This window comes from Vibrio fortis (assembly GCF_000695685.1).
GTDB lineage: Bacteria > Pseudomonadota > Gammaproteobacteria > Enterobacterales > Vibrionaceae > Vibrio > Vibrio fortis_A.
Genome location: NZ_JFFR01000023.1, coordinates 254,397 through 272,325, shown reverse-complemented (window position 1 = coordinate 272,325; position 17,929 = coordinate 254,397). Strand labels below are relative to the sequence as shown.

15 protein-coding genes are annotated in these 17,929 nt (G+C 46.2%); 5 read left to right on the top strand and 10 right to left on the bottom strand.

What is annotated here, in order from left to right:
- Positions 1–27: 27 nt before the first annotated feature.
- A complete protein-coding gene (gene lpcA / locus VFDL14_RS09445; RefSeq protein ID WP_032551724.1) occupies positions 28–603 on the bottom strand; it encodes a D-sedoheptulose 7-phosphate isomerase in 576 nt (191 codons plus the stop codon).
- 326 nt (positions 604–929) lie between these two features.
- Here lpcA and fadE point away from each other — a divergent pair, with 326 nt between their 5' ends.
- Positions 930–3,380, top strand: a complete 2,451-nt coding sequence (gene fadE, locus VFDL14_RS09450; protein ID WP_032551723.1) for an acyl-CoA dehydrogenase FadE — start codon at positions 930–932, stop codon at positions 3,378–3,380.
- Positions 3,381–3,625: 245 nt separating this feature from the next.
- Here fadE and VFDL14_RS09455 read toward each other — a convergent pair whose 3' ends face one another.
- Together VFDL14_RS09455 and dnaQ are read right to left on the bottom strand one after the other, a co-directional pair.
- Positions 3,626–4,876, bottom strand: a complete 1,251-nt coding sequence (locus tag VFDL14_RS09455; RefSeq protein WP_032551722.1) for a TIGR03503 family protein — start codon at positions 4,874–4,876, stop codon at positions 3,626–3,628.
- 9 nt (positions 4,877–4,885) lie between these two features.
- Positions 4,886–5,638: a DNA polymerase III subunit epsilon gene (gene dnaQ, locus VFDL14_RS09460; RefSeq protein WP_032551721.1), complete on the bottom strand. Its 753-nt coding sequence runs from the start codon at positions 5,636–5,638 to the stop codon at positions 4,886–4,888.
- Between the two features lie 56 nt (positions 5,639–5,694).
- Between dnaQ and rnhA the strand changes: the two genes are divergently transcribed.
- Complete coding sequence (rnhA, locus tag VFDL14_RS09465) at positions 5,695–6,159, top strand: ribonuclease HI (RefSeq protein ID WP_032551720.1); 465 nt, start codon at positions 5,695–5,697, stop codon at positions 6,157–6,159.
- A 100-nt stretch (positions 6,160–6,259) separates the two neighbouring features.
- Here rnhA and VFDL14_RS09470 read toward each other — a convergent pair whose 3' ends face one another.
- Positions 6,260–7,039 (bottom strand): class I SAM-dependent methyltransferase, encoded by a 780-nt coding sequence (locus tag VFDL14_RS09470; protein WP_032551719.1) that lies wholly within the window; start codon positions 7,037–7,039, stop codon positions 6,260–6,262.
- Between the two features lie 53 nt (positions 7,040–7,092).
- Here VFDL14_RS09470 and gloB point away from each other — a divergent pair, with 53 nt between their 5' ends.
- From gloB to VFDL14_RS09485, 3 genes are all read left to right on the top strand, one after another.
- The gene (gene gloB, locus VFDL14_RS09475) at positions 7,093–7,851 is read left to right on the top strand and encodes a hydroxyacylglutathione hydrolase (RefSeq protein WP_032551718.1); all 759 of its coding nucleotides are present in this window, start codon (positions 7,093–7,095) and stop codon (positions 7,849–7,851) included.
- Between the two features lie 70 nt (positions 7,852–7,921).
- Positions 7,922–9,496 (top strand): LysM peptidoglycan-binding domain-containing protein, encoded by a 1,575-nt coding sequence (locus VFDL14_RS09480; RefSeq protein ID WP_032551717.1) that lies wholly within the window; start codon positions 7,922–7,924, stop codon positions 9,494–9,496.
- Positions 9,493–10,179: a YIP1 family protein gene (locus VFDL14_RS09485; RefSeq protein WP_032551716.1), complete on the top strand. Its 687-nt coding sequence runs from the start codon at positions 9,493–9,495 to the stop codon at positions 10,177–10,179. The genes VFDL14_RS09480 and VFDL14_RS09485 overlap by 4 nt, the downstream gene beginning before the upstream one ends.
- A gap of 10 nt (positions 10,180–10,189) precedes the next feature.
- On the opposite strand, the gene VFDL14_RS09490 is transcribed toward VFDL14_RS09485, so the two are convergent.
- The 6 genes from VFDL14_RS09490 to dnaE form a co-directional block, all read right to left on the bottom strand.
- Positions 10,190–11,032: an endonuclease/exonuclease/phosphatase family protein gene (locus VFDL14_RS09490; RefSeq protein WP_032551715.1), complete on the bottom strand. Its 843-nt coding sequence runs from the start codon at positions 11,030–11,032 to the stop codon at positions 10,190–10,192.
- A 61-nt stretch (positions 11,033–11,093) separates the two neighbouring features.
- Complete coding sequence (glnB, locus tag VFDL14_RS09495) at positions 11,094–11,432, bottom strand: nitrogen regulatory protein P-II (protein WP_004738609.1); 339 nt, start codon at positions 11,430–11,432, stop codon at positions 11,094–11,096.
- A 113-nt stretch (positions 11,433–11,545) separates the two neighbouring features.
- The gene (locus VFDL14_RS09500; RefSeq protein ID WP_032551714.1) at positions 11,546–11,857 is read right to left on the bottom strand and encodes a c-type cytochrome; all 312 of its coding nucleotides are present in this window, start codon (positions 11,855–11,857) and stop codon (positions 11,546–11,548) included.
- A gap of 59 nt (positions 11,858–11,916) precedes the next feature.
- Positions 11,917–13,251, bottom strand: coding sequence for a tRNA lysidine(34) synthetase TilS (gene tilS / locus VFDL14_RS09505; protein ID WP_032551767.1), 1,335 nt, complete (start codon positions 13,249–13,251; stop codon positions 11,917–11,919).
- A 115-nt stretch (positions 13,252–13,366) separates the two neighbouring features.
- Entirely contained in the window at positions 13,367–14,326 is a 960-nt protein-coding gene (gene accA, locus VFDL14_RS09510; protein WP_032551713.1) for an acetyl-CoA carboxylase carboxyl transferase subunit alpha, read from the bottom strand.
- A gap of 45 nt (positions 14,327–14,371) precedes the next feature.
- Positions 14,372–17,851: a DNA polymerase III subunit alpha gene (gene dnaE, locus VFDL14_RS09515; RefSeq protein WP_032551712.1), complete on the bottom strand. Its 3,480-nt coding sequence runs from the start codon at positions 17,849–17,851 to the stop codon at positions 14,372–14,374.
- Between the last annotated feature and the right edge of the window lie 78 nt (positions 17,852–17,929).

Here is a 17,929-nt window from a genome sequence, read left to right as displayed (position 1 = left end):
TAAAGAGCTCCAATCTATTGTTACTTTTTATTCCATCTCTTTTTCAACAAGTTGAATGATGATGTGAATAATCTTGATATGAATTTCCTGGATACGGTCAGCGTAGCCAAAGTGCGGAACTCGGATTTCAATATCCGCGCAGCCTGCCATTTTACCGCCATCTTTACCCGTTAAAGCAATTGTCTTCATGCCTTTCGCTTGCGCTGCTTCAATTGCTTTCAGGATGTTTCCTGAGTTACCAGATGTTGATAGACCGAATAACACGTCCCCCTTACGGCCAACCGCTTCAACGTAGCGAGAGAAAACGAAATCGTAACCAAAGTCGTTGCTTACGCAAGAAAGGTGGCTTGGGTCAGAAATAGCGATGCCTGCATAACCTGGACGGTTTTCACGGTAGCGACCTGTTAGCTCTTCCGCAAAGTGCATAGCGTCACAGTGTGAACCACCGTTACCACAAGAAAGTACTTTACCCTCTTGTTTGAAAGAATCAGCAATCATCTTAGCGGCTGCTTCAATTTGCGCGATGTTGTGATCATCACTTAAAAACTTGTTCAGAACCTCAGCAGCTTCGTTTAATTCACTTTTGATTAGGTCTTGGTACATAAGGCTTATCTCTTATATGTATGTGCGTCACTTAAGCATACGCGAAATGAGAATGGAGGTTGTTTCCCCCTTTTACTTGAGTTTACCCACAAACATTTAAGAGTGTCGACAGTTAAGCCTAAAGATTGCCACCTTTATTGTTGTTCTGGTTTCAATTCGCACATTTATTCACCACACACCTCTCACAATTAGAACTTTAACTCTACAGAGATCACTTTTTGCTCAAATTAGAGTTTTACAAATATTTAATACTTTGTTTACACTTAACTGGTTAGACCTCTTACCTAAATCAAAACTATAAGTGATCTCTGAAAAGGAAATCGATCATGAACATACTGCTCTCTCTACTGTGCATGACCATCGTACTAAGTGTCTGCCTGTACCATCGAGTCACCATCACTCGTGCACTCGTGGCATTAACTGCCACTATGTTTGCTCTGACCTTCGCCGCGGATGTCGGCATGACGGGTTGGCTGAGCTACCTACTTGCTGTCGCTATTTTTGCTATTCCAGCAATTAGACAAACACTCATTAGCCAAAAAGCACTGACCGTCTTTAAGAAAGTGCTACCAGCGATGTCTCAAACAGAAAAAGAGGCACTGGAAGCGGGTACAGTTTGGTGGGAAGCAGAGCTGTTTAAAGGCAAACCAGATTGGAAGAAGCTGCAGAATATCGCAGACCCTAAACTATCCGCAGAAGAACAAGCTTTCTTAGACGGCCCAGTAAATACTGTGTGTGAGATGGTGAGTGATTACCAAGTCACGCATGAGCTTGCAGATCTGCCACCGGAAGTTTGGCAATATCTGAAAGATGAAAAATTCTTCGCGATGATCATCAAGAAGAAATACGGTGGCTTAGAGTTCTCAGCTTACGCACAATCACTGGTACTACAAAAGCTGACTGGTGTTTCTAGCGTTCTATCATCAACCGTAGGCGTACCTAACTCTTTAGGTCCGGGTGAATTGCTACAGCACTATGGTACTGAAGAGCAAAAGAATCACTACTTACCTCGCCTAGCGGAAGGTAAAGAGATCCCTTGTTTCGCCCTGACTAGCCCAGAGGCAGGTTCAGACGCTGGCTCAATTCCTGATTACGGCATCGTATGCAAAGGGGAATGGCAAGGTGAAGAAGTACTGGGTATGCGCCTAACATGGAACAAGCGCTACATCACTCTAGCACCTGTGGCAACAGTTCTTGGCTTAGCATTCAAACTGCGCGACCCTGACGGCTTGCTCGGTGACACACAAGACCTTGGCATTACCTGTGCACTTATCCCAACCGACCTTCCAGGTGTTGAGATTGGTAATCGTCACTTCCCATTGAACGTTCCATTCCAGAATGGACCAACTCAAGCTCAAGACCTGTTCGTTCCAATGGATTTCATCATTGGTGGACAGAAAATGGCAGGCCAAGGCTGGCGTATGCTGGTTGAGTGTCTTTCGGTGGGACGTGGCATCACACTACCGTCAAACTCAACAGGTGGCCTGAAAACGGCAGCTCTAGCAACCGGTGCTTATGCACGTATCCGTCGCCAATTCAAACAACCTATAGGTCGTATGGAAGGTGTCGAAGAGCCGTTGGCACGCTTGGCGGGTAACGCCTACGTCATGGATGCAGCAAGCAACCTAACCGTTGCAGGTATCGACCTAGGTGAAAAGCCTTCGGTTATCTCAGCTATCGTTAAGTACCACTGTACTCACCGTGGCCAACGCAGCATCATTGATGCAATGGACATCGTAGGCGGTAAAGGCATCTGCTTAGGCCCATCGAACTTCTTAGCTCGTGGTTACCAAGGTTCGCCAATTGCGATCACCGTAGAAGGTGCCAACATCCTAACTCGCTCTATGATCATCTATGGTCAAGGTGCTATCCGTTGTCATCCTTATGTACTGGAAGAGATGAATGCCGCCTACTCTGAAAGCAGTGATGCACTCGATAAGTTCGATAGCGCACTGGCAGGGCATGTTAGCTTCACTATGAGTAACCTAGTACGCAGCCTATGGTTTGGTTTGACTGATGGTCGCGGTTCAAGCACACCATTAGATAAAGATACTAAGCGTTACTACCAGCAACTGAATCGCTACAGTGCCAACTTAGCACTTCTGTCTGATATCTCGATGGCGGTACTGGGTGGTTCACTGAAACGTAGAGAGCGTTTATCTGCTCGTCTAGGTGACATTTTGAGTCAGCTATACCTTGGCTCAGCGACTCTAAAACGCTTTGAAAGTGAAGGAAGCAATAAAGAAGATCTGGCTTTGGTTCACTGGGGTATGCAAGACAGCCTTCGTCAAACAGAAGTTGCTATTGATGAGTTCCTAGCGAACTTCCCTAACCCAGTTGTCGGTCGTCTACTGCGTGTTATCTTGTTGCCATTTGGCCGTATTCGCCGTGCTCCAAGTGACAAGCTAGATAGCCAAGTGGCTCAAATCATCCAAACTCCAAGCGCAACTCGCTCTCGCCTTGGTCGCGGACAATTCCTTGCACCAACTGAACACAACGCGGTCGGTAAGATTGAGCGTGCACTAGAAGTGATTCTAGAGGCTGAACCGTTGTTTGATAAAGTGTGTAAAGAAACGAGTCAGCGACGTCCATTCCTACGCTTAGACCTAGTGGCTGAGATTGGTTTAGACAAAGGTATCTTAACTAACGAAGAGGCGGCTCTACTGAAGAGTGCTGAAGAACATCGTCTGTACACTATCAACGTTGATGACTTCGCTCCTGAGGAGCTAGCAGCAAAGCCTCAGTACCCAGAGACATCGATTGATAACGTTGCATAGGGTTAATGTTGCTTAGTTAGCACAGTTGATATTAGAAGCGAAACGGGACTCATTGAGTCCCGTTTTTTTATACTTAATTTTGGCACATTGAAGAGCTATCAGAGGAGGTATTAATCAGCTTGGAATTCCCCACCAGCTCAACTGGTTTGAGCGCTAACAAACAGAAGCCACCCAATAGCTGCAATCATCACCACGCCATCTTGTTGCAGCAATAACACCACAAAGCGGTTTTAGGCTTATACAAACTAAGACTTAGGTACAGATAACTGCATCTCAGGTTGCGCTTGCTTCTTGGCTCTAATTTTACGAACGACAAACCAGATCAGAAGGCCAAGTAGAATAGCCACAACATTACCAACACCGATAATAATCATGCTGCGTTGCCGCTCTTCTTCGCGCTGCTTCAACAACAACTGCTCAGCAGCAATACGTTTTTGCTCAGCTAAAGCCTCTTCCTGTAGGCGACGAGACTCCGCTAAATCGATATCTTCAACAACACTGTAAGTTTGTTGTTTGATTGGGAACATCAGCGCACGTTGGCTTGAAGCGTCTGTTGCAAATACACGTCCAGACCAAGAGTAAATTCCCAGTTCACCAACGTAAGGAACCTCCATCGAAACCTTCATACCGTCAGTCGCGGCTTGTCCTTGCTGATAAGAGACATACTCGTCTGGCGCAGTGTGCTCGACATGAGTGGCCAACGAGCTTGGTGCAATCATGCCCTGTTCGCCGGATACAATAATCGTGTGAGGCGATCCCTCTTTGCGAGACTGAATAAATGTGGTTGAGATTGGTGACGGATAAACAAGGACTTGCTGCTCCTGAGCTCGAAGGAATACCCCGTTTCCAGATGTGATTCGAGCGCGATACTTACCCGGTTCAATATCAATCGGTAATGCAACAGTGAACACGCCATCACCTGCTTTCTCATCAAGGTCTTCACCGTTATCGGCAAATTCACCCATGATGACTGGCACAGGGCGAGCTTCTCGAACCAAGGCATCTTCGTTTTCAATGTATTTGGTAAATGTCACCTTGAGGTTAACCCTATCCAGAAAATCACGAAGCACTAGAGGTTTGCCATCGGAAGTCAGACGAGCCGTGAATTTCAGAACCTCGGTTTGATAGAGTTTGTCTGGGAACTGCTTTGCATCAAGCACCAGGTGAGACAGCAACTTAATGTTGTTCTTCGGGGAGACTTTCCCTACTGCCTGCCAAGGCCCCGGCATAGGGTGATCAATAGAAACAATGTCCATCGATGACTCTTGGTACCAACGAACATTGTCTGCGTTGCGCCACGAATAGTATTTTTTACCATCCGGACGCACCAATACTACAGGTTGAGAATTGTCGGCTCGATAGATAACAAATGTAATCTGTTCAATACTTGGATCTACTCTAAAGCGGTTATCCAAGAGTCGAATTGAGGACTCTGTTGCCGCCTGTACTCCGATACTAATAAGTAACAAGCAACTCCAAGCCAATGCCTTAAACATACTCTCTCCCTACTGACGCCAGAGGCAGCTTCCACTCTCCTCGACGAGATCTAAACGATTTTTATGCGCTTCTAATTCATCGGCCGTTGCACGCAAAACCTTTAGCGATTTTCGTCCACTTTCGACACGACGGATCCCTTCAGCTGCACCTTCTTGCTGACCCGCATTGAATTGCAGTGAGGTTTGTCCACCTGTCATTAATAAGTAAACGTCGGCTAGGATCTCCGCATCGAGCAAAGCCCCGTGGAGCGTTCGGTGAGAGTTATCAATACCGTATCGTTCACAGAGAATATCGAGGTTATTACGCTTACCTGGGAAGATCTTCTTCGCCATGGCAAGGGTATCGGTGACCTTACAGTAATCGTCGGTCTTGCCTATACTTGGGTCGAGTTTCTCAAACTCGTAGTCCATAAAGCCGGTATCGAAGGGCGCATTGTGCGCGACCAGTTCTGCGTCTTTAATGAACTCTAGAAACTCTTTGTGAACATCTTGGTATTCAGGTTTATCAACCAAGAACTCATCGGTAATACCGTGAACGCCAATTGCCTCTTCTTGAATCGCACGATCGGGCTTGATGTAGACGTGGAAATGACGTCCAGTCAGTTTGCGATTAATGATCTCTACCGCACCGATCTCGACAATGCGGTGCCCTAGGTAATGCGGTCCACCCTCGGTGTTCATACCCGTGGTTTCGGTATCGAGTACAACGATACGCTTATTTTCAGCGTTTGAGTGGTGTTCAGAATTGTTACTGGTATTCATAAGGATAACTGTGTCAGACTATGCCGATAATGTGCTTGAGGTAATAGTATCAAATCATGACGAAACAAGTTGAAATTTTCACTGATGGTTCGTGTCTCGGAAATCCGGGCCCTGGTGGCTATGGGATTGTACTCCGTTATAAGCAGACTGAAAAAACTCTCGCAAAGGGCTATTCGTTAACGACGAATAACCGAATGGAGATGATGGCTGCAGTTGTCGCTCTGCAAACCTTGAAAGAGCCTTGTGCTGTTATCCTGACTACCGACAGCCAATACGTTCGCCAAGGCATCACCCAATGGATTCATAACTGGAAAAAACGCGGCTGGAAAACGGCTGATAAAAAGCCGGTAAAAAATGCCGACCTTTGGCAACTCCTCGATAAAGAGACGGCACGTCATCAAGTAGACTGGCGCTGGGTTAAAGGCCATGCCGGTCATCGCGAGAATGAGATGTGTGATGAGCTAGCGCGCACCGCTGCAGAAAACCCGACTGAAGAAGATACGGGGTACCAAGCGAGCTAAGCTTCTTGAACAAGCTCGTTAACTCGATTAGTCGTTCATTCTGAGACATTATCTGACTGCACTAAGAGCCAACAAAACGTAAACGTGACAAAGCCGACCATCAGTCGGCTTTTTTATTACAGTTGGATAATGAAGACGATTCAAGAGAAGTACTGCGAACTCCAGCTCTGAAGCTTGCACTGACCGGAGAAAAACGTCGTTTAAGGTGCCAGTGAGGTTTAATCGGCTTAATTGGGTATGTGCGTTTGCGCGCCACAATAAAGTACTGGCTACCCGCTACCGAAGCCCAGCTGCCGAGGCTGTTTTCGAGCCATGTCCAAAACGCACGATAGCGGCTCATTGGGAATAACGCATAGGTATCGCAATGAATGACTTGATAATTAAGGACACCCAACCAATCTTTAACTCGGTTTGGCGTGTACATTCTGCCGCTCCAAGGTAGACTGTTCTTGCGCCAAGGCAATAAGCTTGCGAGCCCTGTAAAGCTGAATGGATTGAACCCAGTGACAATCAGATAACCATCATCCATCATCACTCTATCGACTTCCCGCAACATGCGGTGAGGGTCGTTGCTATAATCTAACTGATGACTGAGGACGACAACATCAAAACTCTTCTCTAAGAAGGGCAAATTATAGTCATCTGCAATCACATTGTGTAAAGGGTTCTGGATATCTAGATTTACTTGATGTTGAATATTGCATGTGCAGCTGGATATCTCGCAACTGAGACCGCCGAGCTTGAGCATATGATAGCCAAACAGCTTAGGGCACCATTCATCCAGACGAGTTTGAATAGACTCGCGGAGCCAAGGGCCATTGTGTAATTGTTCCCAAGTATAAGGTCGCTCAAATTTCTTACGGCTGCGTGCTGGCTTCATCAATAATCTGTCTCACTTATTCTGTCGCACTAAAAGTGACTGGAGAACCAATAATGTTACATATCAAAAGCATACCTGCATTCAATGACAATTACATCTGGCTGATTGAAAATAGCGATCGTCGTTGTGCTGTTGTCGATCCTGGTGATGCGGCTCCAGTGCTTGAATACTTAGAGCGCCATGAGCTAACTTTAGATGCAATCTTAATTACGCACCACCACAACGATCACATCGGTGGCGTTCCAGAGTTAGTAAGACAATTCCCAACCATTGATGTTGTTGGCCCTAAAAACGAGCCTATCCCAACCTTAACTCATCCAGTCGACGATGGTGACCAGTTAGAACTGTTCGGCGAAGTGTTCTTAGTAATTGGCTTAAGTGGCCATACTGCAGGCCACATCGGTTATGTGGGCGACGGTAAGTTATTCTGTGGTGATGTACTCTTCTCTGCTGGTTGTGGTCGTATCATGGAAGGCACGCCAAAGCAGATGTTTGACGCCTTAAATAAGATTACTGCACTGCCTCAAGAGACTGAGGTCTACTGCGCCCATGAGTACACAGCAGCTAATATCGCGTTTGCCCTTGCGGTTGAACCTGACAATATGCAACTTCAGCAGTACCGCGACGACGTGAACCGTTTACGCGCACAAAATAAGTCGACCATTCCGACAAATTTACGTTTAGAGAAGTGGATCAACCCATTCCTTCGCTACAGCGAACCAAGTGTAATTAAATCAGTGTCTAATCGAACTGAACAAACGGATGCACTTTCAGTATTTACAGCGCTACGTGCGTGGAAGAACGAATTTTAACAATTAGAGACTTGTCACTCATAGGGAGTGACAAGTATTATCAGCAGCCGTTTAAAAAAAAGGCTGTAACATGCGAGTTAAGTACAGCTGGGCTTTGGTATTACTACTTTCTGGTTGCCAATTAACTCAGCCAGATAATCAAGACCAAGCTTCCGAGCAAACCAACACCTCTCCTGCGAAAGAGATTTCTCAATCAGAAGTTTCCGTATCCAAAGCAGAAAAAGAACAACCGAAAGTTGAAGCACCTGTCGTTACTCCACAAACACAACAAGATGTTTGGAAACGCATTGCGATGCAACTTGAAATGGATGTACCTAACCACAAAAAAGTCGACTACTACCGCACTTGGTATCTGAAGCATCCTAACCATCTAAAAACCGTATCGAAACGAGCTGAACCTTTCCTCTACTTGATCACTGAGAAGATTGAAAAGAAAGGTCTACCGCTTGAGCTCGCTCTACTCCCGGTCGTAGAGAGCTCATTTGACGCGTTTGCCTACTCTCATGGTAGTGCTGCAGGTTTGTGGCAATTCATCCCAGGTACCGGAAAATACTATGGTCTGGAGCAAAACTTCTGGTACGACGGCCGCCGTGATGTTGCAGCGTCAACTGATGCAGCTCTTGAGTACTTAGAATCACTAAATAAGCGCTTTGATGGTGATTGGAGCCACGCTATTGCTGCTTATAATAGCGGTGGTGGTCGCGTAAATAGCGCGATCCGTAAGAACAAAAAGTTGGGTAAGCCGACAGATTTTTTCTCTCTCGACCTTCCGAAAGAGACCAGCGGCTATGTGCCAAAACTGCTGGCTCTAGCAGATGTGATTGCCAACCAAGAAAAGTACGGCATCGACATTCCACCTATTGCCAACAAACCCGTTCTTAAGCTAGTGAACCCTCAAGAGCAGCTTGATCTAGCGATTGCGGCCAACTACGCGGGCATCCCTGTAAAAGAGCTACAAAGCTACAACCCTGCTTACAACCAATGGGCAACTGCGCCGGAGAAACATCAACAACTCCTTCTTCCAATCAATTCGGTTGAACAGTTCAACAAAGAAGTGGCTGCGAACAAGGGTAAAGGCATGAAGCTTGTGCGCTATAAGGTGAAGTCAGGCGATAGCATCAGCGTACTTGCTCAGCGTTACAACACCACCAGCAAAGTCATTCGCAGTGCCAATGGGATGTCCAACAACAACATCCGCGTCGGTCAGCACCTAATGATCCCATCATCAACCAAAGATGACAAAGTCTATGCCCTAAGCGCCTCTAACCGCTTGGCCAATACACAATCGAAAAGCCGTGGACAATACAAACTGACCCACACTGTAAAAAGTGGCGATAGCCTATGGACGATTGCACGTGCCAATAAAGTCTCTCATCAGTCTCTTGCTAAATGGAATGGCATGGGGCCACGAGACACACTGCGCATTGGTCAAAATCTAGTCATTTGGAAGAACAGTTCTGATGGCGCAATCATCCGAACTGTCTACTACAGCGTAAAATCTGGTGACACAGTCAGCGGTATTGCATCAAAGTTCAAAGTAAAAACTTCGGATGTTGTAAAATGGAACACTTTGCAAAACAAGAAGTACTTGCAGCCAGGCCAAAAGCTCAAGCTGTATGTTGATGTAACTAAGGTAAGTGTATGAACCCGTCAAGTAACCCACTCGTAATGCTGTTGGATATTTTCCGTTCTCCAACCGCGTGTTTCCTAGCGCTGTATCAGCGAGGAGCCTGGGGGTGGCAACCCTACGTTGTCTTAATGCTCAGCCCATTTCTATTTTGGGGTGCCTATTTTTCTAACGTAGATTTCACCTGGTTAAGTGCAGAGTTGACTCGCCAACTTGCACAAACTAACCCGGATCAATTGGAGTTACTTGATAGCAATACACTGCTTGCCAGTGAAATCATCAGTGATGTCTTTGGTCGTACGCTGACTATTGCAATGTTAGCTTTCTGGTTCAACCTAGCAACCAAACCAAGCCAGCATCAACACGGCTACTGGAAATGGTTTGCTGCCTCTGCAGTGATCACCTTCCCAGCCGTGATCGGCGATATTGCTAGCTACGCAAGCCTGCTGCTTAAGCATGGTCAGGTAATGAACTACGCTGCTGACCTGAACAGCATTAATGGTCTGATTAAGCTGCCACTAACCAATGATTGGTCACAGTTTGCAAGCTCATTCCCACTGTTGCTGCCTTGGTACATCGTACTAGGTTACGCAGCGGTACTCACTTGGACTGAGTTTGAACGTGGTCAAGCACTGGTAATCTCGGCACTGCCTTGGGTCGGCTACTACCTGATCTGGGCGCTGTATATTCTAGTGTCTTAATTCAGTCTGATTACTGAACATCAAACGTAACCTGCATAGGGTTATGATCAGAAGCGTCCGATTCGGGCGCTTTTGCGTTTCTTACGGTCAGTCCGCGATAGAAGATATGGTCCAGCACTAACCCAGTCACGAACTGAGTTCGATGATCTGGTGTAAACGCAACTTCAGCTAAACCAACCTCACTCAAAGCTTTCTGTAAAGCCTCAAAGCGGGCTTCACTCCAACTGTTAAAGTCTCCAGCAAAGATAATTGGACCACGATACTCTCGCAATATTGATGTCAGTGCCGATAGCTGTTGTACATAGTCTTCGGTGCCCAGAGTAAAGTTGACCGCGTGAATGTTCACTACCGCAAGCTGCTCCCCATTACTCAATTGATAACGCGACCATAGTGCCGATTTCGGTAACTGTAACCAAGGCTCTTCATGAGTGTAAGCGCAAGCCTCAATAGGAAGATGCGAGGCAAGATTTAGCACCCCAGCGCTTTTATTAAACGCCTCAAATGCGTTGACGCGATTGCTACCCCATAAGCCACTTGTTATCCAAGATTGCATCTCTTCGCTCATGCTAGCCTCTTGAAGCAGTACCAACTGGCTCTCATTGGTCAATGCGTTAAGGGCCGTGCGCCAGTTATCACGATTCTGTTTGTAGATATTCCATACCGTCACATTCAACCCATTGGTGACATCTAGCGCTTGTGGTGCTGAGTTTTGATAGCAGCTATAAACGTCATTGCTGATGGTGGGAGAATCAGTGACAAGATTGGGTTGAGTCGGAATCTTGAAAATCAGTTTAAAGCTCGCAAAAACAAGCGCGGAGCCAACAACAAAACCAAGCAATATTTTCTTCAACATACACCACGCCCTAAAAAATGAAAAAGGAGCGATAATCGCTCCTTTTAGGGTAAATGTTTTTTTAAACGGCGTCTTCGTCTTCTTCACCAGTGCGGATACGAACCACACGCTCAACGTCGGTAATGAATATTTTACCATCGCCGATTTTACCGGTCTGTGCTGTCTCGATGATGGTATCAACACATTGATCCGCCACTTCATCAGTCACTACGATTTCTAGTTTTACTTTTGGAAGAAAATCAACCATGTACTCTGCACCACGGTAAAGCTCAGTGTGGCCTTTTTGACGTCCAAAACCTTTTACTTCAGATACCGTCATGCCCGTAATACCCACTTCAGCCAGTGCTTCACGTACATCATCAAGTTTGAATGGCTTGATAATGGCTTCAATCTTTTTCATGTTCATCCCTTAAACTCTACGAATAGCCCATTATCGAATAGCTATCATAAACATTCAATGAAAAAAGCCAGCGCTAACAAGCACTGGCTTAGAAATCACATTCACATGTAAAACTATTTTAGGCTTGCATAGTAAGCCGCAAGGTTCGCGATATCTGCATCGCTTAACATTGCAGCCTGAGCCTGCATCACAGCAGCAAGGCCGCCATTTCGTTGCTTGTTTTTGTAAGCATTAATTGATGTAACAAGGTACTGCTCGTTTTGACCTTTCAGGTTTGGGTAACCTGGGATCACCGCAATACCGTCAGCACCGTGACAAGCTGCACACACTGCTGCTTTTGCCTGACCTGCTGCAACATCACCTGCTAGAGCATTGCCACTTAATAGTCCCAGTCCAAGGACAAATCCTACTGCTATCTTCTTCATTGCTTATTCCATTGATTATTATTGATATAAGTGCCTTTAAATTGTGCCACAAAGTTCTATTACTTGCTCCAGACAGCTTCACAATCTTGGCCTTGGTAGCGCCTATCAACAAAAAGTCCCATCACCGCCACCACATGCTCCCCATCCATGAGTATTGGTGTTCTTCTGCGCAGCCAACTCGGTACCTTATATTCTTGGAACAGCTTTTTCATTTTTCGGCTATGCCCTCGCTCCACAGGATGAGCCACTAAACCTTCAGGATTAAATATCACTTTTATTGGGCCTGAAGCATTGGACAATGAGAAATTGAGCGCTCCTTTTGTCTCTTTCGAGTACTCGTTGCCGATGATGCTTAATGATAGGGAGCCTAGACTATCGGGTAATTTCAGAGACTGCCCCACTTGTAATTCAGCTTGCCAAGATTCTAATGAAGATCGAGATTCGATAATAAACAGCTTGTTGTCAAAGCGTCGCACTTCGGCATGACCTAACACCAAAACTGGATTTGCATCTTGCTGTGCACAAGCGACCTCACTCCACAACAGTTCTAATTGCTTCTGACTTGGCATAACTAGACCATTGTCAGCTAGCCACATTCTTATTAGCCGTGCGCGCATCAAGCTTGAACACTCTGACAAGCTTTCAATTTTCAAACTATGATAATGGCCAAGTGCTTGGTTCAATTTGGGAACCAGCAATTCATCGAGCAGTAATTCTTGCTCAGCACATAATTGCGCACTGCGAGTAACCGAGTCAGGGAAAGAAGGCCAGCGCGCCACCAGCTTAGGCGTCACCTCGTGACGAATGAAGTTTCGGTCGAAGCGCTGATCTTGATTACTTTCATCTTCGACCCATTCAAGCCCACTTTGACTGGCAAACGCTTCTATCTCTTGACGAGAAACACCAAGCAAGGGGCGAACCAAAAATGCTTCACCCATCGGCATCACTTTTGCCATTGAAGACAGACCTTTAGGTCCACTGCCTCGCTTTAACGCAAGCAAAAACGTCTCTAGCTGATCATCTTGATGCTGCCCGGTCAGCAAAATGTCGCCCTTACTCAAGTGTGCTTTTAGCACCCCATAACGAGCATCTCGAGCAAGCTTTTCTAGGCTTTCACTGCTTGAAGTATCTAGAGAGACTCGCTCGGCATAAAACTTAACAGCTGACTCCAAACACCATTGTTGGCATTGATCTACCCAAACATCGGCGTTGGTACTCAGGCCATGATGAACATGAACGGCAATACACTCAATGCCTTGCTCTTTACCATAACGAGCAGCCAACTCTAACAACACTCGTGAATCAACACCGCCACTGAATGCGATAACAATTCGATTGATAGAAGATGAATGAATTTCGAGTGCAGATGAGAACGCTTGATATAGCTGGGACATGGGAATATGGCAGTTAAGAGTAATGTAATAATAATAAAAAAGGGTTGGCACTGAGTCCAACCCTTTCATTGTCGCTTATCCAATCTAAAAGACTGTGATAATCAAACTGTAGTCATTAACAGTAACCGTAGCTCATTAGGCGCTGGTAACGACGCTCAAGTAGCGTATCGTTATCAAATTGCTCTAACTCTTCTAGTTGTTTAACTAGTGTCGCTTTCATGTTCTCAGCCATTTGGATTGGATCACGGTGAGCACCACCTAGTGGCTCAGGAATGATCTCATCAATCAGCTCAAGCTCTTTTAGACGAGGTGCAATTAGGCCCATCGCTTCTGCAGCTTGTGGTGCTTTGTCTGAATCGCGCCATAGGATTGATGCACAACCCTCTGGAGAGATAACTGAGTACGTTGAGTACTGAAGCATGTTCACGTAGTCGCCAACACCGATAGCTAGAGCACCGCCTGAACCACCTTCACCAACAACGTTACAGATAACAGGGACCGTTAGACCTGCCATTACTTTTAGGTTCTTCGCGATTGCTTCAGATTGACCACGCTCTTCTGCACCAACACCTGGGTATGCACCTGCAGTATCGATGAAAGTAATGATTGGCATGTTGAAACGTTCAGCCGTTTCCATTAGGCGAAGCGCCTTACGGTAACCTTCTGGCTTTGGCATACCAAAGTTACGGATTACTTTCTCTTTAGTCTCACGACCTTTTTGGTGACCAATAACCATAACTGGACGACCGTTTAGACGAGCCATGCCACCAACGATCGCTTTGTCGTCAGCGTAAGCACGGTCACCTGCTAGCTCTTCAAATTCAGTGAATACGTTCTCTAGGTAATCTAGCGTGTAAGGACGCTGTGGGTGACGAGCAAGTTGAGCCACTTGCCATGCACCTAAGTCACTAAAGATTTTCTGTTTAAGCTCTAAGCTTTTTTTCTCTAGTTGTTCAATTTCTTTGTCTAGATCTACCGCAGCATCACCACCGTGACGAGAAACGTCACGTAGCGCTTCAATTTTTGCTTCAAGTTCAGCGATAGGCTTTTCAAATTCTAGAAAGTTCAGGCTCATCTATGAATCCTTGTTGACTCAGCTCCCATTAGCAAGAGCTGAATTTTAGTTAAATTCGAGTTCTACTTGGCTATTTCCAAGTAGCTGTTTTAATTCATCTATCAATGTATCACTTGGCGTTACGCGCCATTCTGTGCCCAATGTTAACCGCGCTCTAGCGTCGGCACGCTGGTAGTATACATTGACTGGGACCGTTCCGGCTCTATATGGTTCTAAGATTTGGCTAAAACGCTCAAAAAATTGACCATTAATTTGTGATTGATCGATAGAAATCGATAATCCGCGAGCATATTTTTCTCGGGCGCTTCCTAAGTCCATGACCTCGCGCGCGGACATTTTAAGCCCACCATTGAAGTCATCAAAGCTGACCTGTCCGGAAACGACCACAATTTTGTCTTTTTCGAGCAATTCTGCGTAGCGTTCGAGCGCATCTGAGAACAACATCACTTCCATTCGACCAGATCGATCGTCGATCGTCATCAAACCGATTCGTGTACCTCGTTTAGTGGTCATCACTCGAGCTGCAATCACTAAGCCTGCAATCGTCAATGACTGATCACGACGAGTCGGTGTCGCATCTTTTAAACGGCAGCTAGTGTATTTCGCAAGCTCTTTAATATACGCATTAACCGGGTGACCTGTTAGGTATAGGCCTAGAGTTTCTCTTTCCCCTTCTAGCCATACCTTCTCTGGCCATTTAGGTACCTGAGTATATTTCTGTTCGACCTCTTCTGGCGCATCAGTCAACACACCAAACATATCCGATTGACCGAACGATTCAGCGTGGTGATGTTGGCTCGCCGCTTTCACCGCATCGTTAAGAGAAGCCATCATTGCCGCTCGGTGTGGACCTAAGCGGTCAAGTGCACCCGACATGATGAGTTTTTCAATAACACGCTTATTGACTTTCTTGAGGTCGATACGAGCACAGAAATCAAACAGGTCTTTAAAATACCCGCCCTTGTTTCTGGCTTCGATGATCGCTTCAATCGGGCCTTCGCCTACCCCTTTAATCGCGCCAATGCCGTAAACAATCGCCCCGTCTTCATCTACATTGAAGCGGTATAAGCCGGAGTTGATATCTGGCGGCAGCAGCTTCAACTTCATACGGAAACACTCATCCACAAGGCCGATGACCTTCTCAGTGTTATCCATATCCGCTGTCATTACCGCAGCCATAAATTCAGCAGGATAGTGCGTTTTCAGCCATAGAGTTTGGTAAGAAACCAGAGCATAGGCGGCAGAGTGAGATTTGTTAAAACCGTAGCCTGCAAACTTCTCTACCAAGTCGAAGATTTTCATGGCCAATTCGCCATCTACTCCGTTGGCTTCTGCACCCTCTTTAAAGGTACCACGCTGCTTCGCCATCTCTTCTGGCTTTTTCTTACCCATCGCACGACGCAACATATCTGCGCCACCTAGCGTATAACCCGCTAGGATTTGGGCAATCTGCATTACCTGCTCTTGGTACAAAATAATGCCGTAGGTTGGCTCAAGCGTCTCTTTTAACGATTCGTGTTGCCATGTTTCATCTGGGTATGAAATAGCTTCTCGGCCGTGCTTACGGTCGATAAAGTTATCTACCATGCCCGATTGCAGTGGACCCGGACGGAACAGGGCTACCAATGCGATAATATCTTCGAAACAGTCAGGTTGAAGACGTTTGATTAGATCTTTCATACCACGAGACTCCAGCTGGAATACCGCAGTAGTTTCTGAATTTTGTAACAGGTTGAACGACGCTTGGTCATCTAACGGAATCGATTCGATACGAACTGGATCTTTGCCTTCGCGCTCAAGTCTTGGGTTTACTAACCCTAACGCCCAGTCAATGATCGTCAGAGTACGCAGGCCCAAGAAGTCAAACTTAACCAGACCTGCCGTTTCTACGTCGTTCTTATCAAACTGAGTTACCGGGAAGTTACCCTCGGCATCAGCATAGATAGGTGCAAAGTCCGTGATGGTGGTTGGTGAGATTACAACACCACCTGCGTGCTTACCGGCGTTACGAGTACAGCCTTCGAGGATACGACATTTGTCGATCAGCTCACGAACCTCTTCATCACCATCATACAACTCTGGTAATGCAGGCTCAGCTTTAAAGGCTTTTTCGAGAGTCATCCCTGGATCAGGTGGGACGAGCTTTGAGATTCGGTCAACAAAACCAAATGGGTGACCAAGTACACGCCCCACGTCGCGAATTACCGCTTTTGCCGCCATGGTACCGAACGTGATGATCTGAGATACCGCATCACGACCATACATTTCTGCCACGTGGTCAATAACTTGGTCACGCTTATCCATACAGAAGTCGATATCGAAATCGGGCATTGAGACACGTTCTGGGTTCAAGAAACGTTCGAAGAGTAGATCGTATTCAAGTGGATCAAGATCAGTGATATCCAACGCGTAGGCCACCAGTGAGCCCGCACCCGAACCACGACCAGGGCCTACTGGTACATCATTATCTTTAGACCACTGGATGAACTCCATTACGATCAAGAAGTAACCCGGGAAACCCATGTTATTAATTACTTCAAGTTCGATTTTCAAACGATCGTCATACTCTGGTCTGCGCTCGGCACGTACTTGTTCATCAGGGAAAAGAAACGCAAGACGGCGCTCTAAGCCCTCTTCAGACTTCTTAATCAAGAAGTCTTCAATTGCCAGACCTTCTGTTGGGAAGTTTGGTAGGAAGTACTCACCTAGACGAACCGTAACGTTACAACGCTTGGCGATTTCAACACTGTTTTCTAGTGCTTCTGGAATGTCTGCAAAGAGCTCGCACATTTCTTCTTCACTACGAAGGTATTGCTGCTCACTGTAGTTTTTAGGTCGTCGAGGGTCTTCTAAAGTGTAACCATCATGAATCGCGACTCGAATCTCGTGCGCTTCGAACAAGTCTTCTGAGATGAAGACTACTTCGTTGGTCGCAACCACCGGGAGCTCTGCTCGTTCTGCAAGATCCAGAGCGAAATGTAAGTAAGACTCTTCATCAGGACGACCAGTACGAATCAATTCAAGATAAAAGCGATCGGAAAAATATTCTTTGTAGAAAGCAACACAGCTATCGACAAGAGCTTGATTGCCCTTCAATAGTGCTTTACCAATCTCGCCGTCTTTCGCACCAGATAGAATGATCAAGCCTTCCGCATTCTCAATCAGCCACTCTTTATCAATAACAGGGTGGTGTTGAACATGCCCACGAAGATAGGCCTTCGATATCAACAGAGTTAGGTTGTTATAACCCTTGTTGTCCGTCGCTAGCACGGTTAAACGCGTAAGCTCCTCACCAAATTCTGGAGACTGCATCAGGAAGTCTGCACCAATGATAGGCTTTACACCACAGCCATGAGCTGTGCCATAAAACTTCACCAGACCACATAAGTTGGTAAAGTCGGTGAGCGCCATCGCAGGCATGCCCATCTCAGCAACTTTTTTCACCAACGGCGGTACTTTGGAGAGTCCATCGACCATTGAAAAGTCACTATGAACACGAAGGTGGACGAATTTAGGATCTGACATTCTTCTTCCTGATTTCTAGGCTAAGCCTAGGGGGTAACAACGTTTTGTTAATTCTATGAGTTTCTGTTGGCCAACGCG

Excerpts from the sequence above, each read along its gene's own strand:
- VFDL14_RS09455 (WP_032551722.1), bottom strand. The coding sequence starts at position 4,876 with ATGTTTAAGGCATTGGCTTGGAGTTGCTTGTTACTTATTAGTATCGGA.
- VFDL14_RS09480 (WP_032551717.1), top strand. The coding sequence starts at position 7,922 with ATGCGAGTTAAGTACAGCTGGGCTTTGGTATTACTACTTTCTGGTTGC.
- VFDL14_RS09500 (WP_032551714.1), bottom strand. The coding sequence starts at position 11,857 with ATGAAGAAGATAGCAGTAGGATTTGTCCTTGGACTGGGACTATTAAGT.
- VFDL14_RS09470 (WP_032551719.1), bottom strand. The coding sequence starts at position 7,039 with ATGAAGCCAGCACGCAGCCGTAAGAAATTTGAGCGACCTTATACTTGG.
- VFDL14_RS09485 (WP_032551716.1), top strand. The coding sequence starts at position 9,493 with ATGAACCCGTCAAGTAACCCACTCGTAATGCTGTTGGATATTTTCCGT.
- fadE (WP_032551723.1), top strand. The coding sequence starts at position 930 with ATGAACATACTGCTCTCTCTACTGTGCATGACCATCGTACTAAGTGTC.
- glnB (WP_004738609.1), bottom strand. The coding sequence starts at position 11,432 with ATGAAAAAGATTGAAGCCATTATCAAGCCATTCAAACTTGATGATGTA.
- lpcA (WP_032551724.1), bottom strand. The coding sequence starts at position 603 with ATGTACCAAGACCTAATCAAAAGTGAATTAAACGAAGCTGCTGAGGTT.
- dnaE (WP_032551712.1), bottom strand. The coding sequence starts at position 17,851 with ATGTCAGATCCTAAATTCGTCCACCTTCGTGTTCATAGTGACTTTTCA.
- accA (WP_032551713.1), bottom strand. The coding sequence starts at position 14,326 with ATGAGCCTGAACTTTCTAGAATTTGAAAAGCCTATCGCTGAACTTGAA.
- gloB (WP_032551718.1), top strand. The coding sequence starts at position 7,093 with ATGTTACATATCAAAAGCATACCTGCATTCAATGACAATTACATCTGG.
- tilS (WP_032551767.1), bottom strand. The coding sequence starts at position 13,251 with ATGTCCCAGCTATATCAAGCGTTCTCATCTGCACTCGAAATTCATTCA.
- rnhA (WP_032551720.1), top strand. The coding sequence starts at position 5,695 with ATGACGAAACAAGTTGAAATTTTCACTGATGGTTCGTGTCTCGGAAAT.
- VFDL14_RS09490 (WP_032551715.1), bottom strand. The coding sequence starts at position 11,032 with ATGTTGAAGAAAATATTGCTTGGTTTTGTTGTTGGCTCCGCGCTTGTT.
- dnaQ (WP_032551721.1), bottom strand. The coding sequence starts at position 5,638 with ATGAATACCAGTAACAATTCTGAACACCACTCAAACGCTGAAAATAAG.